The sequence below is a fragment of the Lactiplantibacillus pingfangensis genome (assembly GCF_005404945.1).
In the GTDB taxonomy this organism is placed as follows: domain Bacteria; phylum Bacillota; class Bacilli; order Lactobacillales; family Lactobacillaceae; genus Lactiplantibacillus; species Lactiplantibacillus pingfangensis.
Map to the genome: position 1 here is coordinate 44,745 of NZ_BJDG01000012.1, position 24,685 is coordinate 69,429.

Here is a 24,685-nt window from a genome sequence, read left to right on the forward strand (position 1 = left end):
ATGTTTTAAGTAATGCGGATGCCGACTTGGTGTCGCGCGAATAACAATGAGGTGTTTTTAAATATGGCTAAACGTAATTTTACTCCCAAAGACATCCTGCAAAAAGAATTTAAACCAAAAATGCGGGGTTATGATCCTGCTGACGTGGATGGGTTCTTGGACAATGTCATTAAGGACTATGAGTCATTTACTAAAGATAACCAACAACTTTCAGATGAAAACGAACGGTTGCGGGCCAAAGTCGACGAACTGACAAAGCAAGTCGCCGTTGGTGCAACCAGTCCATCTTCACAACCAACTAGTACGGTGACGAACATGGATATTCTGAAACGGTTATCTAACTTGGAACGCCACGTCTTTGGTGCCCAATTAGATAATAATCAAAACGAATCACATCGTCTATAACAGTGATTCAATGTAAATTCTGGGTAATCGCGGTCGGCTTAAGTCGGCTGAGGAAGGTCCATGCCCGCACAAGCTGCGATGCTTGTAGTGTTCGTGCTCGGTGAAAAAATAAGCTGGGGAACCGATTTTATCGGTTACGGCGGAAAAAACGACTAAGGCGCAAGCTATGCCCGAGTATTCCTGAAAAGTGCCACAGTGACGATACTTAGTTGGAAACGACTAAGTTGGAACGCGGTAAACCCCTCGAGCGGGCAACCCAAACTACGGTAGGGGCGCTTCACATAAGTAAATGAACTAAATGTGGGGGGAGATCCTTGTGATCTCGAGATAGATGATTGCCGCCTAACTAATAGACACCTGTGCTTTAGTTAGGTACAAAACATGGCCTACAGGAATTTACATTTAGACAGGAGACTAGGACAAAAGCTTGCTTTTGTCCTAGTTTTTTAATACGGAAAGTTTGCGAACTTTGAAGTATGCTAAACTAGAGTGTGCAGGCCGGCGGAGTCTCCAGCTGGACTGAGCACATTTCGGAAGCAGCCAAGCTTACGAGTAAAAAGAACTGCTTGCCAGTAAAAATAGTTAAACGATAAATTTTAATTAAAAACAGTAATCGGGAGGAACCTATGCAAGAATTTAGATTAATTGCAACATGTGCGAGTGGGATGGAAGCTTTGGTAGGACGCGAATTGCGCGACCTCGGCTATCAAACCCAAGTGGAAAATGGCCGTGTCCGTTTTAATGGGACCATTGAAGATATTTTACGGGCGAATATTTGGCTACGAACTGCCGATCGTATCAAAATTATTGTCGGTGAGTTTAACGCCTACACCTTTGATGAGTTATTCGAAAAAACATTAGCCTTACCATGGGATCAATTGTTACCGATGGATGCCGAATTTCCGGTCGAAGGCAAGTCACGTAATTCGAAACTACACAGTGTGCCAGATGTGCAGTCAATCGTCAAAAAGGCTATCGTGAATCAGTTAGCCGCTACCTATCATCGAAATGGTCATTTACCCGAAACTGGGGCGTTGTTCCCATTAGAAGTCGCTATCAATAAGGATAAGGTCATGTTGACATTGGATACGACCGGGAGCAGCTTGTTTAAACGGGGTTATCGTCTGGAAAAAGGTGGCGCGCCGCTGAAAGAAAACATGGCCGCAGCCTTAGTGTTGTTAGCCAAATGGTACTCAGACAATCCGTTTGTTGATCCGGTTTGTGGGTCGGGAACGATTCCAATTGAAGCCGCCTTGTTGGCACGCAACATTGCGCCTGGGATCAAGCGCGCGTTTGCTTGTGAAAAGTGGGATTGGGTGCCGGCAGGTCTGAGCCAAGACCTACGTGATGATGCTAAATCTAAGATCAATCATGATATCGAACTTGATATTAGTGGTTATGATATTGATGGTAAAATGATCGACATTGCAAGATTAAACGCGCAGGAGGCTGGTGTCTTACATGACATCAACTTCAAACAATTGGCCGTCAAAGACTTCACGACTGATAAGGTTAATGGTGTGATTATCGCCAATCCACCTTATGGGGAACGGTTAAGTGACCGTGATACTGTCCGCATTTTGTACCGTCAAATGGGTCAAGTTTATGCGAAGTTGCCTAGTTGGAGTAAGTATATCTTAACTAGCGACTTAGAATTCGAAGACTACTTTGGCAAAAAAGCGACGAAACGTCGGAAACTGTATAACGGGGCGTTACGTACCGATTACTTCCAGTATTGGGGTAAACGAATTCGACCTGCCCGTACGAGTGATTAGTTAACGGCGATTGCTGACATGATTGCGCCTGAAAGTCGTAATTAGCCTAAAAATAATGACATCGTCGACTTGACGGTGTCATTATTTTTAGGCTTTTTTTGGTTGGCCTGATCGAATCTGAACGCAGTCGTGACAGTAGATTTTCGCCCCATTAAGTTTCAAATAAGCCTGAATCTCAGTCATGCCACGCGGTGGAATGGGCATGTCGATATAAGCGCGCTCATCGTGTTGCAACGCTTTACCACAGTTGGCACAGTTAAATTTCATCATGACCCTCACTTTCAGTGATTCAGTCGGTCAAATAGTAGTCAAAAAAGTTAGCGATTTTTTCCATCAATGGAATCTTAACCAGATGTTTCGCTTGATAACCCGTAATAAAAGCCACTTGTTCAGCATAGGGTTGCGGCTGAATCCGGTCAAAGAAATCGCGCGACTGGGCATACGGAATCCGTTCGTCATCAGTGCCATGCCAAAATAGTAGTGGTCGATGATTAATCGTTTCCGGATGTCGATTTAAATCATAATAATCAATCCAACTGGTTAATTGTTGCATATCATCTGGTAAATACAAGTGATGCTTGGCGGCGTGTTCACGAACTAATTGGGCATAGGCATTCAAATTTGGGGTTCCCATAATAATAGTGGCGGCTTTGATTTCAGGATGTTGCGTCAATAGGGCGCCAGTGGTCATCCCACCCATGGAATAGCCGCCGACTCCAATTTGGTCATTTAAAATTAAGTGGCGTTGCCGATAGAAGTCAATAATCAATTGAAACTCGGCTAAGTTTCCCTGAATGCTATTCCAAAAAGTCATGGACGGCAAGGTACTGACGGGCTGCTGGCGCTGACCATGATTCATCGCATCCGGTAAGATGACCCGGATGTTTTTTTGTGCCAATTTGCGCGCCTGAGTTAAGACGAGTTCTTTTTCTGAGCGCCAACCGTGGTAAAAAACCACTAGGGGTGTGGCTTGGTAACGGTGCTCGTCCGCGACAACTTCTAGGATGGGCACATCTTGTAACTTTCTTTGCAAAATTTCAACCATTGCAATAATCTCACTTTATTATTTGATAACTTAACTTTGACAGAAAAAGTTATAAAAAACAACTGAGATGCTTATATGATTGCCAGTGATTGTCTGTTAGTCAAATGCGGTTGAAAGATGAAAAGAAGTCAACGTTGTCGCTTCCAGGCATCACTGATTACATGCGGACGAGGGACCAGGTCAAGCCTGGGGAGCGGTCTTGCCCTTCGCCCGGAATGGTTGCAAAAACCGCAACTATCCCGGACCGTCCGTCCCGTAAGACCGGCTAAAAAACGCCGCTCAAACGGGAATTTCACGTCCGATGCAATCAGCGACGCCTTCCAGCCAGGCTAATGGTTATAAAGATAAAAAAGTTTAAAAATATTTGATCTTTAAAAATAATGGCGTCAGTTTATTAGAATCTAAAAATTGAAAGATGAAATTCGCGAATAATTTCCATCGTGTCAATAACCAGCTCATGCAGATTAATTAGGAACCGGTACTGATATGGTTCTGTTCACACTTATTTTTAAACTTGCAACCTGTAGTTAGGATTGTTTAGCTGGTCAAACCATGCCATAATTATTAGTAATCAGCGTAAATGAAATGCGGTCTAGTGTCAGCAATCAATTGAGGATGGTGAAAAGATGACAGATGAGGCTTACATCAAAAACATCTTACGAACAACGCCGGATTTATGGCAAATCTTACAGTTAATTCGCCGCTTGGGACTGCCTCAGGGCTGTTTAGCTGCAGGCAGTATTCGGAATTCAGTTTGGCAGGCATTGAGCGATCAGCCCATCGAACTGTTGAATGATGTCGATGTGGTATTCTTTGACCCACAACGACCGGCAAATGATGACTTAGCCATTGATGGGCAGCTCCAACAGTGGGCGCCGCAATATCAGTGGCAAGTTAAAAATGAAGTCTATATGGCGCATTATAATTTTAATGATGGACCGGCGTTTGACTCGGTAGCGGATGCGATCGGCCATTTTGTCGAAGTCCCGACTTGTATCGGTGCGCGATTGACCAGTGATGATCAACTGGAACTTATTACGCCGCATGGAGTCCAAGACTTGATGACACTAAAATGTCGACCGATTCCCATGTATCAACAAGATGCCCGCCATTTAGCCATTTATCGGCAACGCATGCAAGCAAAGCAGTGGCAACAGCGCTGGCCGAAGTTGCAGGTCAGTGATCATTAATGAAACCAGCAGTCTTGCAATCGCAATGGGTTAAGACTCACACAGTTGGCACTAACTAAGGACATCTGAAAGCAGGCCTATTTTGACAACACTTAAAGCGCACCAAGCATGGTTAGTTAAATTTTATCAGCAACGGCAGTGGTATCAATATTCCCCGTTTATTCGCTTGAATTTTCTGACTGAGGAAGTCGGTGAATTGTCACGAGCCATCCGCGCTCTTGAAATTGGCCGTGATCATCCCGGTGAGTCAACGCCTAGTCAGGCTGACTTAAATGCGAATTTAGAAGAAGAGCTAGCTGATGTTTTAGATCAAGTCTTAATTATGAGTAGTAAGTTCAAACTTGATCCAGAACAATTGTTACAGGCGAGTGAGCAAAAGTTAAAACAGCGCTTTAAAGACCAAGCTGGTGATTAAACTGTTAGAACGAACACTTGAGTTGTTACGACGCTTAAAAAGCACTTATTCAAAAACATTGGGCCAAAATCTGGTGGGAATTTACTTACATGGGTCGTATGTCCTGGGGTCATATCAAGAACAAGTCAGTGATCTGGATTACATTGTCATCGTCAAGCGACCGTTAAAGTTGGCCGAAAAACAAGCTTTGATGACGCAAACTTTGACCAAGCTATGGCCGCTTGCACCGGCAAAGGGACTTGAATTTCATGTGTTACTATTGGCGGATACTCTGCATTTTCAGCAACCCTTACCGTTCGACTTCCACTTTTCAAAGATGCACTATGCGGAATATTTAGCGCGACCGCAAGCTTATTTAGCACAGATGCATGGGACTGACCCTGATTTGGCAGCGCACTTAACGATTTTAACGACTACCGGTCAGGTGTTACTAGGCCCCGCGATTGCAAACGTTTTTGCACCGGTTCCCAGCGAAGATTATTGGGCTAGCCTAGTTTTTGATATTGCGGATGCACGACAGACGATCCATGAGACCCCCACGTATACGGTTTTAAACCTATGCCGAGTTTTGGCCTATCGCACTGATGGCCTGATTCTGTCAAAAGCTGGCGGCGGTCAATGGGGATTAACGCATCTGCAACGACAGTATTGGCCGGTCATGCAACACGCGTTAACCGCTTACCAGTCACCAGCGGCCAAGCCGCCGAAATACGATCAAGCACAATTGACGGCCTTTGCCAGCTGGATGTTAGCCAAAATCGGCATCGCGGAATCGTTGACTTGATGACGATAAAAATGGTTATTAGAGCTGACAAAGATCATGATGATGATGTAAAATAAGTCGTTGTATTAATCAATAAGCAAATTAAAAGGGATGAGTTAATGACACTATCAGATGTGTTACTAGTGATTGATATGCAAACTGGGCTCAGCGATACGGTTGATTACGCGAGCGTTTTAACGAAAGTTAGTGCACGAATTGAGCAGTACCACTCAGCCAAACGCCCGGTGGTTTTTATGCAACATACGGATGATGAGTTAGTCTACGGCAGTGCAGCCTGGCAATTGGCGCCACAACTGCCACGACAAGCGGTTGATCGGGTCATCTTAAAAACGCACTCGGATTCATTTTTTGAGACTGGGCTGGCCGACTATTTGCGGCGTTTGCAAGTCAAGCAAGTTGAAGTTTGTGGCTTACAAACGGAATATTGTGTGGATACAGCGATTCGAGTTGGTCATTTTTGCGGGTTTCAAATGATGATGATTCGGGGAAATAGCACCACTTATGATGCCAACGGGTTAACTGCAGCTCAAATTCGGCAACATCACGAAAGTATTTGGGACGGTAGTTTTGCCACACTGATAGATTAGTATCGAAACCAGGATGGCTAGTAGCGATCCTGGTTTTTTAAGCGAATTTAGCGACTTGTTGCGCTAAATAGGTCGGTGATTCAGGAAAATCATGTTGTAACCAAGTTGCGGCTAAATTAACGACCGCGCCTGAGAAAAATTCTAAATAATAGGGTTCATTAATGATTTGACTATGGGTCGCAATACGGTCTTGACGAAGCAGTGCCACAAAGACCGTTTGAAAAGTTTGCGTGAAAATTAAACTTTTACCATTTTGTAAGAGCAGACGATTGTTGACAGCATCTTGCTGAATGATTTCAAAATAGTTCGCCATCAACTTGGTCAACGTTACTTTAGGGGTGTTCGGTAAGCCCCGTAAATAGTGGCTCATATATTGTATTTGATAAGTAAAAATAATTTTATCAAAATTACCAAAATTCCGATAAAAATAAGTTCGTGACACTTGCGCGGCTTGGCAGAGCTCAGTGATGGAAATTAAGCTCATAGGTTTGCGAGACATTAGTTGGAGCAAGGCACGGTAGGTGGCAGCGAGATGTTGCTGCTTTTGTTCTTGTGGACTCATAGTTAACAAAAACCTCCTTTTTGTAACCTAACTGTTTACCCCTTTAGTATCGCACAACTATACTGCGATTATCACTTAGGGGGAATTTAGTATGACGAAAACAACCAAAATTATCTTAACGATGGCGCTCGGAATCTTTCTATGTCTATTAGATACGACTGTCATGAACATTGCGTTACCGGCGATTCAGACCGGATTATCGACGAATTTAACGCAATTATCGTGGGCTTTAAATAGTTATACGATTCTATTTGCCAGTTTGACCATTCCATTAGGACGGGTTGCGGATTTAATTGGCCGTACCAAAATTTATGTGCTGGGGCTAGGCCTTTTCCTAGTGGGCTCTTTAAGTTCTGGACTCGCTGGGACTGTTGATTGGCTGATCTTCGGACGATCAATCCAGAGTATCGGTGCGGCAATTGTGTTTCCCGCTAGCATGACGATTGCGATTCAAGCTGTTCCGTTAGCTAAAAGAACGACGGCCATCGCAATGTTGGGTGTTACACAAGGTTTAGCGTCCGCCATGGGACCAACGATTGGTGGGGCGGTCACGCAATGGTTTGGTTGGCGCGGAATTTTTCTGATTAACGTGCCCCTGGTCGTCATTGCACTGATTAGTTGTGTCTGTTTGTTAGATTGGCACGACCGTCGACCAGATCAGCTTCGCTTAGACTGGCTAGGGAGCGGGCTATCAATGGTGACTTTGGGTAGCTTGACGCTGGCATTAGTCAAAGGGAGTGATTGGGGCTGGACAAGTGAACTCATCCTAGGGTTACTGGGACTTAGCCTGTTGGCATTAATTGGATTTATCGTGACGGAAGCTCGCGTCTCACAACCAATGATGCCGTTAGCGTTATTTAAAGCGCGTCAGTTTAATGGTGCCGCCCTGATGACAGTACTATCCGGAATTTTCTTAGTGGCGTTGCTCGTTTTAATGCCCAGCTTTTTTACGAAGGTTCAAAATGCCTCAGAGTTAATGGCAGCCCTGATGATTACGCCCGCTTCCGTGATGATATTTATTTTTTCACCGCTCAGTGGGGTCTTGCTTGGAAAAGTGGGGCCTCGTTTGGTCATTGCCATTGGGACAATCGCGATGATTGGGGGCTATTGGCAGCTGACTATGATGAACCCCAATGTTTACTGGCAGGTCATGTTGGCGGCAATGTTAATTGGGGGTGGTTATGGCATCATTATCGGTCCCATTACCGTGTTAGCCGCCGCTGATTTTACTGGCGCGTTGTTGACGGCCTCACAAAGTGTAATTGGTGTGTTCCGTCAAATTGGGACCTCATTAGCTGTTGCCATCTTCGTTTCGGCGCTGTCGACGAATTTAGTGACCGCCAAGCAGCATATTTGGCGAGCAGCACAAGCGAATGTGTCCGAATTGGCGATTTCTACACAAGCCAAGCGCGATACCTTGACACAAGTGAAGACGCAATTAGCGACTGAAAAGACACCGACGCAGACGACCAAGACCTTCATCACCCCGGCCAAAACTAAACGGCTCATTGCTGAAAATGAGGCCAGTGTGTTGCAACAACCACAACTGGTGCAAGCGCCAGCAGCGATTAAAGCGCAGGCACGATCGCAAGTCCGTCAAAAGGTGACCAACTCAGTCGCTTTGACGAATCAGCGCATTTATTCGGCGGTCTTGAAAATCAAACATCAAACTAAACGTGAGTTGACCAAGGCATTTATTCAGCCTTATCAGCGGGCGCTGCCTTTCACATTCGTCATGTTACTCACGATTGGTCTGTTTGATCGGCGGCGTGATTATTTGGCCAACTCAGTGTCAAAATAAAGTTAACCTGGCCGGGGAGACTGACTAAGAAAATCTCGACAGGCAAAAGAATGGAAACCAGCAAAAAACATCACTGGTAAAGTGGCATAGCGTAACGTTTGTCATGACCAATAACCGTGATATAGCCTTTGACAGCTGACACTAGAGTCGTTATGCTAAAAAGACTAAGAAATGAGGTGACGACCATGTCATATCGCCAAATTTTGGTTTGTGTTGCTGTAGATGGTCGAGGACGTTTTTCCGTAGATTAAATTTTAGGAGAAATGATCATGAAAAACGTCCAAAAAAACGGACCATCTTTAATGCTAATTATTACGTTGGTGGGCTTTCCCCAAATCAGCGAATCAATTTTTACACCAGTTTTACCTGCGCTCAGCCGGGCGCTACGTGTCAGTGCTAGTCAAGTTCAGTTGACGATGAGTAGTTATTTTGTTGCTTTTGCCATTGGCGTCCTATTTTGGGGGCAGTTAGCCGATTTGGTCGGTCGCCGGCCAGCCATGTTGGCAGGCATCGCCGTTTACTTGTTAGGTAACATCGGATTATTTGCAAGTGCCAATTTCGGTTGGCTAATTGGTTGGCTCTGCGTGCAAGCGTTTGGTGCCAGTGCTGGCTCCGTCGTGACACAAACAATCATGCGTGAGAGTTTTAGTGGCATGGCTGGGGCAAAGATTTTTGCCCAGACGAGCGCCGCGATGGCACTAGCACCTGCTTTAGGACCACTAATTGGTGGTCTAGTACAAGCTTGGTTTGGCTATCGACAAGTTTTCAGCACGCTGATTGGCATGGCAGGGTTAATCTTGCTCTATAGTGGTTGGCGTTTACCAGAAACGCGACCAATTGGAATGACGGCCGGAACGACAGCGTCAACGCCAGTCACTTTAAAGCGGCTGGCGCGAGATCCCGTCGTCTGGGAGTACGGTTTTTTAATTGGTGGCATTAATGGCATCTTGTTTAGTTATTACGCTGAAGCGCCGTTTATTTTTGAAACGCACTTTGGTTTTTCAACCGTTCAATATGGCCTACTTGGCTTAATCTTGGCGATGGCTAGTTTGGTTGCCGCACTACTCGTGACACAGTTGTTGACGACTCATCGGCCGGAGCAACTTATTTTAGCTGGGTTTAGTTTGAGCACGGTTGCAGCGGTAGGCTTATTGCTGGCGGCCCAATTTGATCAAGTGGTTTGGCTATTGGTAAGTATTTTTATGACTTTTTTAGGCTTGAATATTGCCTTGCCCAATTGCTTGAATCGCGCATTAATTGGCTACGAAGCCATCATGGGTCGCGCTAGTGGGTGGTTCAGCTTAGCCTACTATCTCGTCGTCAGTGGGCTGACTTATTTAATGAGTTGCTTGCATAATGGCACGATTTTGAGGTTGCCAGCTTATATTATTGTTCTTAGTAGTTTAATGCTGACCAGTTATTTCTTGGTCCAACGGCATTATTTAAAAAATTAAAACAACTGCGCGCAAGTCAATTTGGCTAGCGCGCAGTTTTAGATTGCTGTGATGAGCTGGCGCCGACAAGCCTGAACACGGCTTAAACGCGTTGCATCCTGATTTTCGTAAAGGTAAAGGGTCCGGTTAGCCGGCTGATAATCGGTGACAGTCAGGATTTTTAGAACTTGAGCCGTTAATAGCGCCTGTACACTGGCAGCGGCACAGAAATAGATTCCTTGTTGTTGCCTGACAAGCTGCATGGCCGTGGTCTGGTCGTTAGTTTCCAAAGGATGTTCAAACTGATCCGTTCCGAGCACTTGGGTCAGGACGGCCTGCGTGGTACTGCCAGGTTCGCGAATGATCAAAGGGAGTTGCCGTAATTGGGCTAAAGTGACTGCTGTGATTGGATAACTTTTGGCTGCGACGAATACCCAATGATCCTGAGCTGCGATAAAGCGACGATAGTCTGAGCAAGTTAGTTTTTTAGGTAATAGTGCCAAATCTAGCTGATGCCGTTGTAGTCGGTCGATAATTTCAGTGGTATTCAAACGTAACACTTTAAGTTGGGCGTGCAACCTGAGTGCTGGTGTGAGAACTTGGTTAAGGGCTAATTGGGTCCCGGCTAATTGCAAGACCGTTGCCTGACTGGTGGTCAACAAGGTCTCAATGTAGGCCGCCTGTTCAAACAAGGGGTGGGCTGCTTGAAAGATGGTCTTTCCAAAAGGCGTCAATTGGATGCCACGACCTTGGGCTTCCAGCAACCGGACACCGTAAGTCGTTTCAAGTTGTTTTAATTGTTTACTAACTGCTGGTTGACTAATATGAAGCTTTTTAGCCGCCTGGCCGACGCTTAAGGTTTGTGCAACGACGTAAAATAAGTGAAGTTGATGTAAATTCATCGGAAGCCTGCCTAACTGATAACCTCAAGTTATCAATAATGATTATTTTGTATTATACCGCAATAATCAGGTCTCGTATAATCGTTTTCAGAGAGGAATGATTAGCATGACAATATTATACTTTGTTCGGCATGGTCAGACGATTTGGAACCAGGAACATCGGATGCAAGGATTCAAAAATTCAGCTTTAACCCCGCGAGGATTACAGCAGGCGGATCAATTGGGGTATCACCTGACAAAATTACCAAAGATTGATCGGATTTTAGTTAGTCCGAGTCCGCGCGCGCAACAGACGGCCCAACATTTAAATGCCCAGATCAAGCGACCCATCACGACGGTTCCGGAATTTCAGGAATTGAATATGGGATGTTGGGAAGGACAAACACACCGGGCCATTCAACAAGTATCACCGGTCGAATGGCAACGATTTTGGCATGATCCCACGGCGTTTGAGGCCTTGAATGGCGGTGAGACATTTGCGCAGTTACAACAGCGGGCACAGCGAGGGTTCGAACGAAGTTTACAAGTTTATCCCAAGGAAACTTTGTTAATCGTTGCGCACCGAGTTACGTTGCGCGTGTTGCTAGCGCAGTTATTACAACAGCCAATTGTTGCAATTCCGGATCCGCAACCAACCAGTTTGACGAAGTTAACCTTGACTGCTGGACGCTATCAGGTCGCCTTTATGAATCGTATCAGCCATGATGAATGATTAATTAAAATTAGCTTGCCATTATGGTGATGAGTAATGAGTATAAAAAACTGGCAACAACCGATTTTGGTTGTTGCCAGTTTTGGGTTTGCTAGTAAGAATAACTACTGTAAGCGGCCATTAGTGTCACGTAATAGTAACTTGCTAAGATGATCAACCAAATTGCGATCCAAATAATACTTGCGGCGACATGGCTGACCCGTAAATGGTAACGGAAGCGGGCAACTGTCGTTGGTTCAGCAATTTTGAATGGTAAGTTGGTCGTGTCTAGCCGATCAAAGTCCTCATAATGATGAGCTGGCCAGAAAAAGCTGACGGCCTCTACACAGATCAAGCCAACTAAAGCAATAATCGTGGCTGGAAAGACAGCGGTTAGATCTACTGAGAAGGCTGGGGCGATAATATTGCGATAGAGGATAGAGATTGAGATCAAGCCTAAAACGTACCCAACGATACGAATCACGTGTGCAGTGATAACCTTGGTCTTCAACGTAGGTTCGTGATGTAGTAACGCCTTAGTCGCTTGGTAGTGGCGTTGCCCCCAACGGATTTCGTTACTTTCAACTAATAAATATCGGTTTTGATGTAAGTAAGGAATTTGCGCTAAAAGCACGACTAACGCGATGATTGGGATGGCCGCAATTAAAGCCATGATTAAATCTTGAACCGAGATAACCGGTTGTGTCCCAATTGCTAAAATACGACTGGCCCAGAGCAAGAGCCCAGCGGCCGCAATGGCGATTGTTCCCCAGATTTGTTGGCGGCGATAACGGTTAAACGATTTTGTGTTAGCTGGAACAAAGGCTTGTTCGTTCGAAGCGTGGTTGACCCAATAAGTGTAACTTTGGCTAGGCCATACCAGTGGGTAAACAAGCAATAACGCTCCCCCAGCAACCATTAAGCTGGCGCTGACCCAGGATAACGCCGTTGGGAACACGAGCAAATCAAGTTTGGCTTCCAACAAGTAGAGGCTCACTAACCAGCAGGCGATTCCAAGCCACAGGGCAATTTGGCTTGTTAAATATAACCATTTTAATCCCGGTTGGGCGGCTGTAATTGTCTGACGCGCCTGTTGTTGCAATTTTAACTGCGCGCGGTTTGTTTTTGGTGCTGTGGTCGGTTGTAAATATGGCTTGCGCCAATTGAGATAAAAGCAGCCGACGCCAACCAACAATAGGATGACGGCCACGATAGTACTAATGATAATTGACATATACGTAAGTCCTTTAAAATAAAGTATAGTGTAACGCTTATTTCAGTGTAAAACACATTATCGCCCAAACTAAGACGTTTTGTAAACCTTGAGATTTTCTTAAGTTCTTTGTACGTTGGGGTCATGCCGTCAACTCTCATGAGTTAGTCATGAGAAATTTAGGGGTGATTAAGCTTGAGAAAGCGCTTTTAATTACATAGCAAGTTTTAAAGTTACAGTTAATAGGGGTGATGGTTATTCCTGTGATAGGTCGCAAGTTTTCGATTAAAATGTATACTATAAAATGGTTGCTAAACCAATTAGATTTACTACTGGGGAGTGGCGTTAATCTGATGAGAATTTGAGTATCAAAAGTCATAATTGTAGGTCTCGCATGGGTGGATGCGTTAAACTTATTTAAATTAGTTAGGTTTGAGAGATGGAGGATTTAACCAACATGTTTATCGAGTTAGATAGCGATAAAAATAGGCGATTAACTGGCCTGGAATTAAAAGAGTTTTTGGACGGCTTACCTGATGAGCTACTTAATCAGGTGTTGGTGCAGCAAGATGAAGTCGTCTTTCGAAAAGCAATCTTACAACAAAATACAGAAATTAAAACACCGACCCTATTCTTTGAAGAATATTGAGCCAGTTTTTCTGACCAGAAGTCCCGAAGTCAAGCAATTTCAAGTGCAACGGCTAGCTCGTGCACTTTTGACTAACTTGGGCAAGCTAATTAGGCTAATTTAGCAAAAAATAATGTGTATACCAGCATTCAGTTGGGAAAGTTACCGAACAAAGGTAAATGTTAACGAACGTAATATGAAACGTATCTGTGTTTGGGTTTTAAAATAATTATGATAATGTCTGCCACCGTCACCAAAACTGACGGCGGCTTTTTTGTTTAAATTGACTAAAATACTTTACTAACTAAAAGTAAGTGATATACTAAGTTTACTAAACCAAGTGAGGATGATAACCAATTATGGAAAATCAATTTATTCAATTACAAGCGAAACGACGGACAATTTATGCGTTAGGCAAAAAACTGCCACAAGCTAATTCTGAACTCGTGACATTGATTGAAACAGCCATCAAGAATGCGCCATCAGCTTTTAATAATCAAACCACTCGCGCCGTGATTTTGTTTAATCACTATCATGACGATTTATGGGACATGACTGCGGAGCGGTTGAAATCCGAAGTTCCCACTGAAGCGGCTTATCAAAAGACCCTTGAAAAGTTAGCCGGGTTTAAGGCCGCTTATGGCACGATCTTGTACTTTACAGATACCGCGGTTGTTAAACAAAATGAAACAGATTTTCCATTATATGCCGCTAATTTTGCCGACTGGTCTGAACAGGCTCAAGGCAATGCCCAGTATAGTGTTTGGACTGCGCTCGCTGAAAATGGCATCGGGGCGAACTTGCAACATTACAATCCACTCATTGATGACCAAGTGGCACAAGCTTATGATATTCCTGAAAACTGGCGACTACGCGGGCAAATGCCATTTGGGTCAATTGAAGCCGCAGCCGGTGATAAAGGTTTTATGGCAGATGCCGATCGTTTCAAGATTTTTGAATAAAGCTGATCCATTGAAGTCAACGTAATGTTGGCTTTTTTTGTGGGTCATTGCAGTTCGAATCACTTTTGGGAATTTCTAAAGAAATCCCCAAACCGATATTGTTCGCCAACGCAATCAAATGGGCGTATGCTAGAATAGAATTTAGAATGGTTGTGGAGGGTGTCAGGATGCAAAAACAAGTAACGATTATTGGTAGTGGAATTGTTGGCGCGGTCACTGCTTACTATTTAAGTGCGGACCCCACGCTCAATGTGACAATTTATGATGAGGGCATTGGTCAAGCAACTAAAAACTCGGCGGGAATCATTTCACCGTGGCTTTCAAAGCGTCGCAATCAGCGATGGTACGAGTTGGCCAAAGCCGGTGCCGCCCTTTATCCTGAAATTGTCGAAGACACGCAAATGGGTTATTCGGTTTACCAGCAGGCGGGTACCATTGTGACCAGACATGATCCCGCTGATTTGGAAGAGCTGTATGACTTGGCAATTGCGCGTCGCCAACAAGCGCCGCAAATTGGAACGGTTGAAAAACTGACTGCTGCCGAGGTGCAGAAACGGATTCCGTTGCTAACTGACCCAGAACCGGGGATTTTTATTAGTGGTGGGGCACGCGTTGATGGGGACAAATTTGCGCATAACTTGCTGAAATATGCTGAACAGCGCAATTTAGTCCGGCATAAGGGTAAGGTTACACTTGGTGATCAAGGACAATTACTGACGCCACATGGTCAACAAGCGTATGACACCCTCATTTTAGCAGTGGGGGCTTGGCTTAAACCACTGCTATTACCAATGGGAATTGTGGCAGATGTTCGGCCACAGAAGGGTCAACTGATTGAGTTACAGTTACCTGAGTCTTGGGGTGATGATGTGCCAGTCTTAATGCCTGAAGGCGAACGTGATTTTATTCCATTTACCCGGAGCAAACTCGTTGTGGGTGCGACCCACGAAGACGACATGGGCTATGATTTACAAAGGTCTGAACTGGTTGAACAAGATTTATTCGCCAGCGGGGCAAAATTAGATCAGCGGCTGAAAATAGATCAGATTAGCCAAATCAAGGTTGGGACACGTGCTTATACGCACGATTTCGCACCGTTCTTCGGACCGTTACCAGACAATCCGCACATTCTAGTTGCCAGTGGTTTGGGCTCATCAGGGCTAACGACGGGACCAATGGTTGGTAAATTATTAGCAGATTATGTTCGAACTGGCAACCAGACTGATTGGGACCACTATCAGCGGCCAATTGAGACTTATTTGGAAGCAGCTGATTAGTCAGCCAAATGTAAGCCTTGTTGTGCGAGCTGATGAGCACCATGATTTTGGCTTTCAGGCAGCCACTGCGTGATCACAACTTGGCACTGATCTTGTAACTGCAATAAAATTTGTAATTCAACGTTAAAACTTTTACTATAACCTTTGCTGATACTCTCAGCGACAATTTTGCTATCGGTGTAAAAGAAGACGGTCTGCGTCGACCCATATTGCTCAAGCAACACTTTGAAACCGGCGATTGCCGCTAAGAATTCGGCCGTATGATTGTCACTTGGTGGCAGCGGCTGTTTCAGTTGTTGTTGGTGACCGTTGTCGATGAGTAAGATTCCGGCGGCACTATGTTCGCTAGCTGGCTCGGTGGCAGCGTCAGTATATAATTGCATTAAAACTCACTCCATTATGAAAGGAATTTAGATTGGTGACTAATTCTAAGCATACCTTTAAGTATCAACCAAATCTAGCTTCAAGTTTGATCGTGTGGTCATGGACATTATTAATCTTAATGATTGGCATTGTTTGGTGGCTGGAAACGCTAAAATTTCAATGGCCCTTACTTTTGATTTTTGGCCTGTTCATCTTTATCAGTGCGATCCAATTGGTGATGCGCCGCGTAACGGTTGACCGCAATTTGATCATTTTTAGTACCGTCTTCAATCATTCTTGGCTCGTCATCCCCCGTGATCAATTAGAAATGATCACAGCGGTAAAAGGTGGGATTAAGGTTCGAATTGACGGCAACGACTATCAGTTCTTGATGCCGAAGAAAAGTCGTAATCAGTTAATTAATTTAGCGCAAAATGATTAATAACCGAACTTTTAAGACCAAATCAAAACTAATGTTTTGATTTGGTCGTTTTTTGTCGTAAAAACCGGTATAATTAACCTATCTTGATTAGAGGGGCGGATTTTTGAATGAAAGATATCGAAATCGCACAACAAGTCACACCAGCACCAATTACCGAAATTGCGGCTAAGGCCGGCTTAACAGCTGATGACATTGATCAATATGGGAGCGCTAAGGCCAAGGTCAAATTACCGTTGCCACGTAAAACGACGAAGCGTAAATTGATCTTAGTGACCTCGATCAACCCCACACCGGCTGGCGAAGGTAAATCCACGGTGACCATTGGCTTAGGAGATGCTTTGACCAAAATTGGCAAGTCAACCATGATTGCTTTACGGGAACCATCTTTAGGACCAGTCATGGGTATGAAAGGTGGCGCCACGGGTGGCGGCTATTCTCAAGTTATTCCAATGGAAGACATTAACTTACACTTTACTGGTGATATGCACGCGTTAACCGCCGCCAACAATACCTTGGCCGCCTTAATTGATAATCATATCCAACAAGGCAATGCGCTTGGCATTGATCAGCGTCGAATTCAATGGAAACGGACGTTGGATATTAATGATCGCGCCTTACGTCGAATTGTGATTGGTTTAGGCGGGCCAACCTCTGGTGTGCCACGTGAAGATGGTTTTGATATTACCGTTGCTAGTGAACTTATGGCAATTCTTTGTTTATCAGAAAACATTGCCGATTTAAAGAAACGAATCAATCGGATCGTTATCGGCTATACGCGTGACCGGCAACCAGTCACGGTGGCAGATTTACAAGTTGGCGGTGCAATTGCGCTATTACTTAAGGAAGCTTTACGACCAAACTTGGTTCAAACACTGGCACATACGCCGGCCATGGTTCATGGTGGGCCGTTTGCGAATATTGCGCATGGCTGTAACAGTGTCTTAGCCACCCAAGCCGGTTTGAACTTAGCCGATTATACAGTTACAGAGGCCGGTTTTGGTGCCGATCTCGGTGGCGAAAAATTTATGGACATTAACGTTCCGGCAGTGGGACAGGCACCAGATGCGGTTGTGATTGTCGCAACGATTCGTGCGCTGAAGATGCATGGTGGTGTGGCGTTGGCCGATTTAGGCGATGAGAATGTGGAGGCGTTGAAACAAGGTGCCGCGAATCTCGGGCATCATATTCACGCCATGGCGCAATACGGTGTACCAGTAGTCGTTGCAATCAATGAATTTACTGCCGATACGGAGGCAGAAATTGCCGCAGTGAAGGCGTATTGTGCGAACTTAGGTGTCCAAGCCGTTTTAGCCGATGTTTGGGGCAAGGGTGGTGCTGGCGCCACGGAACTTGCCGAAACGGTTGTCAAATTAGCCGACCAACCAAGTGACTTTAAACCCCTGTATGCGACAACTGACAGCATTGAGGCCAAAGTCAATGCGGTCGTCACTAAGATTTATGGTGGCGCCAATGTTGAGTATTCAGGCAAGGCCAAGCGTCAGTTACGCTCATTTGTAACCTATGGCTGGGATAAGCTGCCAATTTGTATGGCAAAGACGCAATATTCATTGAGTGATAATCCTAAGTTATTAGGGGCACCAACTGGGTTTACGATTAAAGTTCGGGAATTTGTCCCGAAATTAGGGGCTGGGTTCATTGTGGCACTGACTGGCAATGTGTTGACAATGCCAGGCCTGCCAAAGCATCCCGCAGCATTGGATATGGATATTACGGATGACGGCAAGATTTCAGGATTGTTCTAAAAAGTTTGAGACAAGCTGAGAAATCTATAATTAGCGTTCAGTTTGAATAAGTATATTGTTAACCTCAATGAAGTCGTCGTAGTTGATACGGTGGCTTTGTTGAGGTTAATATTGTTCTAGTTCGCATTTTGTTGTCATGGACAAGAGCTTTCTAACTAGGAGAAAATGGCTGCTACTGTAAAATTGCTCTCATTAGGAAGACTGCCGGACAAAGTAGTCTCTTTAATCCCTAGTTGAGTTAGCACACATTAAGTTAGTTGCTTGTCTGGAGATGATTATTTTTAAACACTGATTGTTGTGGTCAGCCAGCAACTGTTCAAGATTTTTAACTAACCGTTTCTTAAAATAGTGCACATTTTTAGCCGTGAGGGTGGGTCGTTTGGGGCTCAGCCGTGGCATTGACTTAGCGTGGTGGTTTGTCCGCGGTTAGTCAAAAACCAGCTTTTGAGACCGCTCTTTGGCTCAAAAATGGTTCATGGCGTTCCAGCCCCAAACGACCCACCCGGTAGGCGGAAATTAGAATCTATTCACTAATTAATTAGCGAGCTGGGAATTGGAATGAAAGACCTAACAAGTAATGAACTTAGAACAAGCCAAGAAAAATTTGGCACTTACCAAATGGCCGTTCTTATCGTGCTAAAACCAGATGTCTGGTATAATTGAACAAGTTTAGTGAATTGTGAGGGGAAAATATGTGGATTTATTGGGCGTTAATGTTTGTACTGGTCGTCATCGACCAACTGATTAAATCTGTAGTTGTTCGTCAAATTGCTTTAGGGGCAACTAAAACAGTCGTACCAGGGTTGTTGTCGTTAACAAATTTACATAATAACGGGGCGGCTTGGAGTATTCTGCAAGGTAAGCTCGGCTTCTTCTATTTGATTTCAATTGTGGCACTCGGTGTCATGGTTTATTTACTTTGGCGGTTACGGACACATCGCTTGTATGAATTTGGCATTGTGTTAATGATCGCTGGGACCTTAGGAAACTTTATTGACCGGATTCGAATCGGTTATGTTGTCGATATGTTTCAATTAGATTTTATTAATTTTCCAATTTTCAATTTTGCAGACTCTTGTTTGACGGTGGGGGTTATTTTGATTCTGATTGCCGTTTTACGAGATGAAAGTTTTGATAAGTAAAAAATAAAGGAGTCGATCGTTTGGCTGGCGCAACAACAGAACAACACTATACAATTACTGATCAGGCGGGACGCTTGGATAAGGTGCTCGCGGGGCTTCAAACCATTTGGACCCGATCGCAGCTGGATAAGTTAATCAAGACTGACCAGGTTACGGTGAATGGTGAGCACGTGCCAAGCAAAAGGACGGTCAAATCTGGTGATGTGATTGTCGTGGCCGCGCAGACGGTTCAAACGACCGAACTCGTTCCGGAAAATATTCCGTTGGACATTGTTTATGAGGACGCCGATGTGATTGTAGTTAATAAACCACAAGGAATGGTTGTCCATCCAGCGCCAGGGCATCCGGACCAAACCCTAGTCAACGCGTTACTCTATCACAGTCCGTTATCGACGATTAATGGTGAGTTTCGGCCGGGAATTGTGCATCGGATTGATAAGGATACCTCTGGTTTACTGATGGTAGCCAAAAATGATCATGCTCATCAGTCGTTAGCGGCACAACTAAAAGCGAAGACTAGCCGCCGTGAATACGTGGCATTGGTGCATGGTGTCATCAAGGAAGATAGTGGCACAATTAACGCGCCACTAGGTCGTTCACCGAAGGATCGAAAAAAGCAGGCTATCGTGTCCGATGGTCGCGCGGCAGTGACCCATTTCACCGTCCTGAAACGTTATCAGCACTATACTTTGATTAGCTGTCGCTTAGAAACGGGACGAACGCATCAAATCCGTGTTCATTTACAATCAATTGGTCATCCGCTCGTTGGCGATCCTTTGTATGGGCCTAAGAAGACCATCAAAGGCCATGGTCAGTTTTTACACGCGCGCTTATTGGGCTTTAAACATCCGGTAACGGGCGAAGAATTGACGTTTGAAGCGCCATTGCCAGAAATCTTTCAGGCAACCCTGGCAAAGCTTGACAAAACAGACTTGAATCATTAGTCTAACAGTAATAAGAGTCCTTTAATCCGGCCCAGAGAGACTGAAAGGCGAACCAATGTTAACTAAACTTTCGTCGACGGTCGTGACAGCCTATGTCCGACCGTCTTTCTTTGTGACAACGCCTGCTGCTAAGGACACTAAAATTTAGGAGGCCACCATGCAAAAAGAAGTTGTTGATTCAATGGCGATGAAGCGTGCCTTAACGCGCATCACTTATGAGATTATTGAGCAAAATAAAGGCATCCGCGATGTCGCTTTAGTTGGGATTAAAACGCGTGGCGTGTATATTGCGCAACGGATTGCGGCGAGATTACAACAATTGGAGGCGGCAACCATTCCAGTTGGTGAGTTGGATATTACGGCCTTTCGTGATGACCAGCCATTGACGGTTGCCATGGCGCCAGTTGCGTATCAATTAGATTTTGATGTTGCGGGCAAGCAAGTGATTTTAGTTGATGATGTGCTGTTTACGGGACGAACCATTCGTGCTGCACTGGATGCCTTAATGGGTGGGGGGCGGCCGCAGAGCATTTCGCTGGCCGTACTCGTTGATCGTGGGCATCGTGAGTTACCTATTCGTGCGGACTTTATTGGTAAAAATATTCCAACGGCGTTGCAAGAACGAATCAAAGTCTCGGTGACTGAGGTTGACGGGCACGATGGTATTGAAATTATTAATTAGTCTCTTAATTCAAAAGTGAGAAGGGATCAACATGGCAGACCGCTACTTAATTCTTGAAGACGGCAGTGCCTACCTGGGTGAAGGCTTCGGCTCACCAGCAGTTTCGACCGGTGAGATTGTGTTTAACACGAGCATGACAGGTTATCAAGAAATTATCACGAATCAAATCTATCATAATCAAATCATTGCATTTACACAGCCAACCATTGGGAGTTATGGCATTAATCATGACAGTTATGAGTCAATTTTGCCGACTGTTAAAGGCGTGGTGGTGCGCGATGTTGCTAGTATTTCAACCAATCGGCAGCGTCGTTGGTCATTAGACCAATATTTAAAACAACAAAATATTCCTGGGATTAGTCATATTGATACGCGACATTTAGCCAAACAGTTGCGCGCGAGTGGGCCAATGAAGGCCAGTATTGTCGATGTGGCGGATGCCCACGCCTTTGATCAATTGGGCGCGACGGTTTTGACCAATCGACAAGTTGCGGCGGTCGCAACGCCAAAACCGTATCCTAACCCTGATACCGGCTTGAACGTGATTGTGATTGATTTTGGCCTCAAACACGGGATCTTGCGGGAACTCAGTAAACGGTCTTGCAATGTTACGGTTTTACCTTATACGGCCACGACGGAAGAAATCATTAATTTGGATCCGGACGGGGTGGTATTGTCAACGGGACCTGGGAAGCCACAAGACTTGCCAGAAAGCGTCTTGACGATGATTCAGAACATCCAAAATCGGATTCCGTTATTTGCCATCGGACTGGGGCATGAATTATTTGCCATGGCTAATGGCGCTCAAATCATGAAGCTTTCGCCCGAACATCATGGGGCGAATCATCCAATTCGTGAAGTCATTACCAATCAAATTATTTATGCGTCACAGGGCCAAGGCTATGCCGTCAACCCTGAAACCATCGACCGTAATAAATTAATTACAACTTTTGTTGATCTGATTGATGGGACGATTCAAGGCCTCCGCTATCGTGATTTTCCGGCATTTTCGGTCCAATTTTTCCCGGATGGCGCGCCTGGTCCAACTGAAACACGAGATATCTTTGATGAATTTGTGGAATCAATGCAACAAGCAAGGGGGCCCGTTTGGTGAATAATCAACTTTCAAAAGTCTTAATTATCGGCGCGGGCCACAACGATATTGGTCGTGAAGGCCAACATGATGCCGCAGTCACACAAATTGGTAGTGCCATTCGTAAATTGGGGATTGCCGTGATTCTCGTCGACAACAACCCATTTTCGGTTGCGGCTGAAAATAATTTTGCCGACAAGGTGTACATTGAACCACTGACAGTGGGCGCGATTACTAAAATTATTCAAGCTGAACAGCCAGATGGCCTGATTCCATCTTTAGGTGGGATTCAAGCGGTTAATCTGATTCAGGGGTTAATTCGCAATAATGTGCTCAAAAATAATCAGACTCGACTATTGCAGTGGGATGCGGCACTAATTGATTTAGTAGTAAATCCGGCCTTGATGAGTAATCGACTCAAAGATCTTTCACAGCCAGTCATTGCGTCACAGGTCGTTGCCAATCAAGCCGAAGCCGATCAGGTGGTTCGGACAGTCGGCTTTCCAGTGATCGTCAAATCCGTTGCGCCACGGATTGAAGCGAGCCGACGCTTATGTGAAGATGAAGAAGATTTCCAACGAGCCTTAGCCAATGGGTTCAAGTTATCTGCAACCAAGCAATGTATCGTTGAACAAAGTATCGTTGGTTATAAAGAAATTGAATTTATCGGTGTGCGTGACCACAAAGGGACGGCGTTATTAGTCGCTGGGATGGAAAACTTTGACCCAGTAGGCATTCATTCTGCCGACTCAATCGTTTTTGTCCCGACACAAACGATTACTGATCAAGAGTATCAGCAGTTTCGTTCGGCGACGCTCAAAATCATGCAAGCCCTGCATATTGTCGGTGCTTGTCACGTGCAATTTGCTTTAGACCCAACCACGCAGAACTATTATGTGATTAAGGTCACGCCATACTTTGATCGTGCTATGGCCTTGGCTGCGCGGGCGACCGGCTATCCAGTCGCGACAATCGTGGCGAATTTATTGGCCAATCTCAGCTTGGCGGAAGTTAAATTGCCGGTCACGTATCGCAAGCAGACCGCTTTAATTGAACCAGTGCTAGATCATATCGTCTGCCGGATTCCAATTTGGCCATTTAATGTTTTGAAATCGGTCAGTCATCAGTTGGATACGGTGATGGAATCGACGGGTTCTGTGATCGGCATTGGGCGATCGACAGAAGAAGCGCTGCTAAAAGGGTTGCGTGCAACTGACGAGTCTCGTTATCACGTCATTGCCAATCAGCCGCAACGCTATTCCGAAGGCGAATTGATTCAGCGTTTGATTCATCCGCAGGCCGGCCGAATGCTCGTCTTACTAGAAGCCTTAAACCGGGGCTATCAAATTGACGAATTGGCCGAACTGACAAAAATTGACGCGTTTTATTTTTATAAGTTAAGTCATATTATTGCCATCGAAAAAGCCCTGCGTGATCATCCCTTTGATGTCCACGCCCTGGGTCGGGCAAAATATTTTGGCTTTACGGATGAAGATGCTGCTGCTGCCTGGGAGTCGACCCCCGCTAAAGTCGCTCATTTTGCGATTGAAAATGAAATTCAAGCAACTTACAAAGAAGTTGAACCAACCGCCGGCGAGTTTACGGAACAGACGAACACTTATTATTCAACTTATGAGTTTGATAATGAAAGTACGCAGTTGGCAGGACGCCGCGCCGTGGTCATTGGGACCGGGGCGAACCGCATTGGGACGAATCATGCGAATGATTACTTGGTTTCTCAGCTGCTGTTCTATTTGAAGAAGGCCGATTATCAAACGATTTTAATCAATGCCAATCCAAATAGTGTTGCGATGACACCACAGTTAGCCGCGAAACGCTATATTGAGCCAAAACAAGTTTCGGATATTTTAAATGTTTTGGCGGTGGAACAACCGGAAGTGATTTTCACGACCTATCATGATTATCGGCTTGGGCAACAATTAACCAAATTAGGTTACCAAGTTGTTCAAATTAACAATGGGTTGCCGCGTGAACAAATTAAAACCAATGATTCACCGGCAGTGGAAGTGATTACGGATGGCAGTGACGTGGCTATTTTTGGAATCAGTGAGATTATTGCTGGTAACAATTTACGTTCGGGCGTCCATGGTTCCGTCGCGGTTTTCCCAATCCAAGATAAGGCGGAAAACCAAGCGATAGCCGCGTTAAGTACTGAAATTAAACAACGGGTCTTAGCCTTTGGTGTGCCCGGTCTATATACGGTTCGGCTAACGATCGTTGATGAAGCGTTACACCTGGCCACCATTGAGCCAATGAGTCTCGCAACCATGGCATTGATCAGCAAAGCGAGTGGTTCCAGTGTAACCCGGCTCTTATTACACGTTAAGTTAGGCGAATCACTGGATAAAGTCATGTATGATTATCCGGATATGGCGAACTTAAAGACAATTTTCGTGCAAGCCAATACGTTCCCTTATAATCAATTACAAATTTATGATGAAGATGAGGTCACCGGTGAACCAGGTCATGCAACCGGGACTGTTATCGCGCATGGTGAGACCTTAAAGGCCGCGCTAGTCGCGTTGAATGAAGGTAATGAGCGGACTGATTTTTAGCATGAGTTAA

At 45.0% G+C, this 24,685-nt stretch carries 25 protein-coding genes and 1 other RNA gene; 20 read left to right on the plus strand and 6 right to left on the minus strand.

Going from position 1 to position 24,685, the window contains the following annotated elements:
* The first annotated feature begins 63 nt into the window (after nt 1-63).
* From gpsB to FFM74_RS07125, 3 genes are all read left to right on the plus strand, one after another.
* A complete protein-coding gene (gene gpsB / locus FFM74_RS07115; RefSeq protein ID WP_003638751.1) occupies nt 64-405 on the plus strand; it encodes a cell division regulator GpsB in 342 nt (113 codons plus the stop codon).
* 15 nt (nt 406-420) lie between these two features.
* Nucleotides 421-799, plus strand: an RNA gene (rnpB, locus tag FFM74_RS07120) — RNase P RNA component class B.
* Between the two features lie 232 nt (nt 800-1,031).
* Nucleotides 1,032-2,180 carry a THUMP domain-containing class I SAM-dependent RNA methyltransferase gene (locus FFM74_RS07125; protein ID WP_137625940.1) on the plus strand — a complete coding sequence of 383 codons (1,149 nt, stop codon included), beginning with the start codon at nt 1,032-1,034 and terminating at the stop codon, nt 2,178-2,180.
* 87 nt (nt 2,181-2,267) lie between these two features.
* Here the strand turns inward: FFM74_RS07125 and FFM74_RS07130 are convergent, their stop codons facing one another.
* Together FFM74_RS07130 and FFM74_RS07135 are read right to left on the minus strand one after the other, a co-directional pair.
* Nucleotides 2,268-2,450, minus strand: coding sequence for a hypothetical protein (locus FFM74_RS07130; protein ID WP_137625941.1), 183 nt, complete (start codon nt 2,448-2,450; stop codon nt 2,268-2,270).
* A gap of 19 nt (nt 2,451-2,469) precedes the next feature.
* Nucleotides 2,470-3,225, minus strand: a complete 756-nt coding sequence (locus FFM74_RS07135) for an alpha/beta fold hydrolase (protein ID WP_137625942.1) — start codon at nt 3,223-3,225, stop codon at nt 2,470-2,472.
* 626 nt (nt 3,226-3,851) lie between these two features.
* Between FFM74_RS07135 and FFM74_RS07140 the strand changes: the two genes are divergently transcribed.
* From FFM74_RS07140 to FFM74_RS07155, 4 genes are all read left to right on the plus strand, one after another.
* The gene (locus FFM74_RS07140) at nt 3,852-4,415 is read left to right on the plus strand and encodes a nucleotidyltransferase family protein (protein ID WP_137625943.1); all 564 of its coding nucleotides are present in this window, start codon (nt 3,852-3,854) and stop codon (nt 4,413-4,415) included.
* 82 nt (nt 4,416-4,497) lie between these two features.
* On the plus strand, nt 4,498-4,830 hold the full coding sequence (locus FFM74_RS07145; RefSeq protein WP_137625944.1) for a MazG nucleotide pyrophosphohydrolase domain-containing protein: 333 nt from the start codon (nt 4,498-4,500) through the stop codon (nt 4,828-4,830).
* A 1-nt stretch (nt 4,831) separates the two neighbouring features.
* Nucleotides 4,832-5,614: an aminoglycoside adenylyltransferase domain-containing protein gene (locus tag FFM74_RS07150; RefSeq protein WP_414672074.1), complete on the plus strand. Its 783-nt coding sequence runs from the start codon at nt 4,832-4,834 to the stop codon at nt 5,612-5,614.
* Between the two features lie 98 nt (nt 5,615-5,712).
* Nucleotides 5,713-6,201: an isochorismatase family protein gene (locus FFM74_RS07155; protein ID WP_137625946.1), complete on the plus strand. Its 489-nt coding sequence runs from the start codon at nt 5,713-5,715 to the stop codon at nt 6,199-6,201.
* 37 nt (nt 6,202-6,238) lie between these two features.
* Here the strand turns inward: FFM74_RS07155 and FFM74_RS07160 are convergent, their stop codons facing one another.
* A complete protein-coding gene (locus FFM74_RS07160; protein ID WP_137625947.1) occupies nt 6,239-6,763 on the minus strand; it encodes a TetR/AcrR family transcriptional regulator in 525 nt (174 codons plus the stop codon).
* Between the two features lie 91 nt (nt 6,764-6,854).
* Here FFM74_RS07160 and FFM74_RS07165 point away from each other — a divergent pair, with 91 nt between their 5' ends.
* A complete protein-coding gene (locus tag FFM74_RS07165; protein WP_137625948.1) occupies nt 6,855-8,564 on the plus strand; it encodes an MFS transporter in 1,710 nt (569 codons plus the stop codon).
* Nucleotides 8,565-8,833: 269 nt separating this feature from the next.
* Nucleotides 8,834-10,018, plus strand: coding sequence for a multidrug effflux MFS transporter (locus FFM74_RS07170; RefSeq protein ID WP_137625949.1), 1,185 nt, complete (start codon nt 8,834-8,836; stop codon nt 10,016-10,018).
* A 38-nt stretch (nt 10,019-10,056) separates the two neighbouring features.
* On the opposite strand, the gene FFM74_RS07175 is transcribed toward FFM74_RS07170, so the two are convergent.
* Nucleotides 10,057-10,899: a LysR family transcriptional regulator gene (locus FFM74_RS07175; RefSeq protein WP_137625950.1), complete on the minus strand. Its 843-nt coding sequence runs from the start codon at nt 10,897-10,899 to the stop codon at nt 10,057-10,059.
* Nucleotides 10,900-11,005: 106 nt separating this feature from the next.
* On the opposite strand from FFM74_RS07175, the gene FFM74_RS07180 reads away from it, so the two are divergent.
* Entirely contained in the window at nt 11,006-11,611 is a 606-nt protein-coding gene (locus FFM74_RS07180; protein ID WP_171000676.1) for a histidine phosphatase family protein, read from the plus strand.
* A 91-nt stretch (nt 11,612-11,702) separates the two neighbouring features.
* Here the strand turns inward: FFM74_RS07180 and FFM74_RS07185 are convergent, their stop codons facing one another.
* Entirely contained in the window at nt 11,703-12,824 is a 1,122-nt protein-coding gene (locus FFM74_RS07185) for a hypothetical protein (protein ID WP_137625952.1), read from the minus strand.
* A 436-nt stretch (nt 12,825-13,260) separates the two neighbouring features.
* On the opposite strand from FFM74_RS07185, the gene FFM74_RS07190 reads away from it, so the two are divergent.
* The 3 genes from FFM74_RS07190 to FFM74_RS07200 all read left to right on the plus strand — a co-directional run bounded on the left by FFM74_RS07190 (nt 13,261) and on the right by FFM74_RS07200 (nt 15,670).
* On the plus strand, nt 13,261-13,452 hold the full coding sequence (locus tag FFM74_RS07190; RefSeq protein ID WP_137625953.1) for a hypothetical protein: 192 nt from the start codon (nt 13,261-13,263) through the stop codon (nt 13,450-13,452).
* Between the two features lie 338 nt (nt 13,453-13,790).
* Nucleotides 13,791-14,393 carry a nitroreductase family protein gene (locus FFM74_RS07195; protein ID WP_137625954.1) on the plus strand — a complete coding sequence of 201 codons (603 nt, stop codon included), beginning with the start codon at nt 13,791-13,793 and terminating at the stop codon, nt 14,391-14,393.
* Nucleotides 14,394-14,560: 167 nt separating this feature from the next.
* Nucleotides 14,561-15,670, plus strand: a complete 1,110-nt coding sequence (locus tag FFM74_RS07200) for an NAD(P)/FAD-dependent oxidoreductase (RefSeq protein ID WP_137625955.1) — start codon at nt 14,561-14,563, stop codon at nt 15,668-15,670.
* Here FFM74_RS07200 and FFM74_RS07205 read toward each other — a convergent pair.
* The gene (locus FFM74_RS07205) at nt 15,667-16,053 is read right to left on the minus strand and encodes an RNase H family protein (protein ID WP_137625956.1); all 387 of its coding nucleotides are present in this window, start codon (nt 16,051-16,053) and stop codon (nt 15,667-15,669) included. The two genes, FFM74_RS07200 and FFM74_RS07205, sit on opposite strands and share 4 nt — an antisense overlap.
* 35 nt (nt 16,054-16,088) lie before the next feature.
* Here FFM74_RS07205 and FFM74_RS07210 point away from each other — a divergent pair, with 35 nt between their 5' ends.
* From FFM74_RS07210 to FFM74_RS07240, 7 genes are all read left to right on the plus strand, one after another.
* A complete protein-coding gene (locus tag FFM74_RS07210; protein WP_137625957.1) occupies nt 16,089-16,475 on the plus strand; it encodes an EbsA family protein in 387 nt (128 codons plus the stop codon).
* 107 nt (nt 16,476-16,582) lie between these two features.
* Nucleotides 16,583-18,238, plus strand: a complete 1,656-nt coding sequence (locus tag FFM74_RS07215; protein ID WP_137625958.1) for a formate--tetrahydrofolate ligase — start codon at nt 16,583-16,585, stop codon at nt 18,236-18,238.
* Between the two features lie 692 nt (nt 18,239-18,930).
* Nucleotides 18,931-19,380, plus strand: a complete 450-nt coding sequence (gene lspA, locus FFM74_RS07220; protein ID WP_137625959.1) for a signal peptidase II — start codon at nt 18,931-18,933, stop codon at nt 19,378-19,380.
* A gap of 20 nt (nt 19,381-19,400) precedes the next feature.
* A complete protein-coding gene (locus FFM74_RS07225; RefSeq protein ID WP_137625960.1) occupies nt 19,401-20,324 on the plus strand; it encodes an RluA family pseudouridine synthase in 924 nt (307 codons plus the stop codon).
* 157 nt (nt 20,325-20,481) lie between these two features.
* Nucleotides 20,482-21,006: a bifunctional pyr operon transcriptional regulator/uracil phosphoribosyltransferase PyrR gene (gene pyrR / locus FFM74_RS07230; RefSeq protein ID WP_137625961.1), complete on the plus strand. Its 525-nt coding sequence runs from the start codon at nt 20,482-20,484 to the stop codon at nt 21,004-21,006.
* Between the two features lie 31 nt (nt 21,007-21,037).
* On the plus strand, nt 21,038-22,120 hold the full coding sequence (locus tag FFM74_RS07235; RefSeq protein WP_137625962.1) for a carbamoyl phosphate synthase small subunit: 1,083 nt from the start codon (nt 21,038-21,040) through the stop codon (nt 22,118-22,120).
* The gene (locus FFM74_RS07240; RefSeq protein WP_137625963.1) at nt 22,117-24,675 is read left to right on the plus strand and encodes a carbamoyl phosphate synthase preATP-grasp domain-containing protein; all 2,559 of its coding nucleotides are present in this window, start codon (nt 22,117-22,119) and stop codon (nt 24,673-24,675) included. The genes FFM74_RS07235 and FFM74_RS07240 overlap by 4 nt, the downstream gene beginning before the upstream one ends.
* The last annotated feature ends 10 nt before the right edge of the window (nt 24,676-24,685 follow it).

Coding starts and splice junctions, on each gene's coding strand:
- gpsB (WP_003638751.1), top strand. CDS start 64: ATGGCTAAACGTAATTTTACTCCCAAAGACATCCTGCAAAAAGAATTT.
- FFM74_RS07125 (WP_137625940.1), top strand. CDS start 1,032: ATGCAAGAATTTAGATTAATTGCAACATGTGCGAGTGGGATGGAAGCT.
- FFM74_RS07130 (WP_137625941.1), bottom strand. CDS start 2,450: ATGATGAAATTTAACTGTGCCAACTGTGGTAAAGCGTTGCAACACGAT.
- FFM74_RS07135 (WP_137625942.1), bottom strand. CDS start 3,225: ATGGTTGAAATTTTGCAAAGAAAGTTACAAGATGTGCCCATCCTAGAA.
- FFM74_RS07140 (WP_137625943.1), top strand. CDS start 3,852: ATGACAGATGAGGCTTACATCAAAAACATCTTACGAACAACGCCGGAT.
- FFM74_RS07155 (WP_137625946.1), top strand. CDS start 5,713: ATGACACTATCAGATGTGTTACTAGTGATTGATATGCAAACTGGGCTC.
- FFM74_RS07160 (WP_137625947.1), bottom strand. CDS start 6,763: ATGAGTCCACAAGAACAAAAGCAGCAACATCTCGCTGCCACCTACCGT.
- FFM74_RS07165 (WP_137625948.1), top strand. CDS start 6,855: ATGACGAAAACAACCAAAATTATCTTAACGATGGCGCTCGGAATCTTT.
- FFM74_RS07170 (WP_137625949.1), top strand. CDS start 8,834: ATGAAAAACGTCCAAAAAAACGGACCATCTTTAATGCTAATTATTACG.
- FFM74_RS07175 (WP_137625950.1), bottom strand. CDS start 10,899: ATGAATTTACATCAACTTCACTTATTTTACGTCGTTGCACAAACCTTA.
- FFM74_RS07180 (WP_171000676.1), top strand. CDS start 11,006: ATGACAATATTATACTTTGTTCGGCATGGTCAGACGATTTGGAACCAG.
- FFM74_RS07185 (WP_137625952.1), bottom strand. CDS start 12,824: ATGTCAATTATCATTAGTACTATCGTGGCCGTCATCCTATTGTTGGTT.
- FFM74_RS07190 (WP_137625953.1), top strand. CDS start 13,261: ATGTTTATCGAGTTAGATAGCGATAAAAATAGGCGATTAACTGGCCTG.
- FFM74_RS07195 (WP_137625954.1), top strand. CDS start 13,791: ATGGAAAATCAATTTATTCAATTACAAGCGAAACGACGGACAATTTAT.
- FFM74_RS07200 (WP_137625955.1), top strand. CDS start 14,561: ATGCAAAAACAAGTAACGATTATTGGTAGTGGAATTGTTGGCGCGGTC.
- FFM74_RS07205 (WP_137625956.1), bottom strand. CDS start 16,053: ATGCAATTATATACTGACGCTGCCACCGAGCCAGCTAGCGAACATAGT.
- FFM74_RS07215 (WP_137625958.1), top strand. CDS start 16,583: ATGAAAGATATCGAAATCGCACAACAAGTCACACCAGCACCAATTACC.
- lspA (WP_137625959.1), top strand. CDS start 18,931: ATGTGGATTTATTGGGCGTTAATGTTTGTACTGGTCGTCATCGACCAA.
- pyrR (WP_137625961.1), top strand. CDS start 20,482: ATGCAAAAAGAAGTTGTTGATTCAATGGCGATGAAGCGTGCCTTAACG.
- FFM74_RS07235 (WP_137625962.1), top strand. CDS start 21,038: ATGGCAGACCGCTACTTAATTCTTGAAGACGGCAGTGCCTACCTGGGT.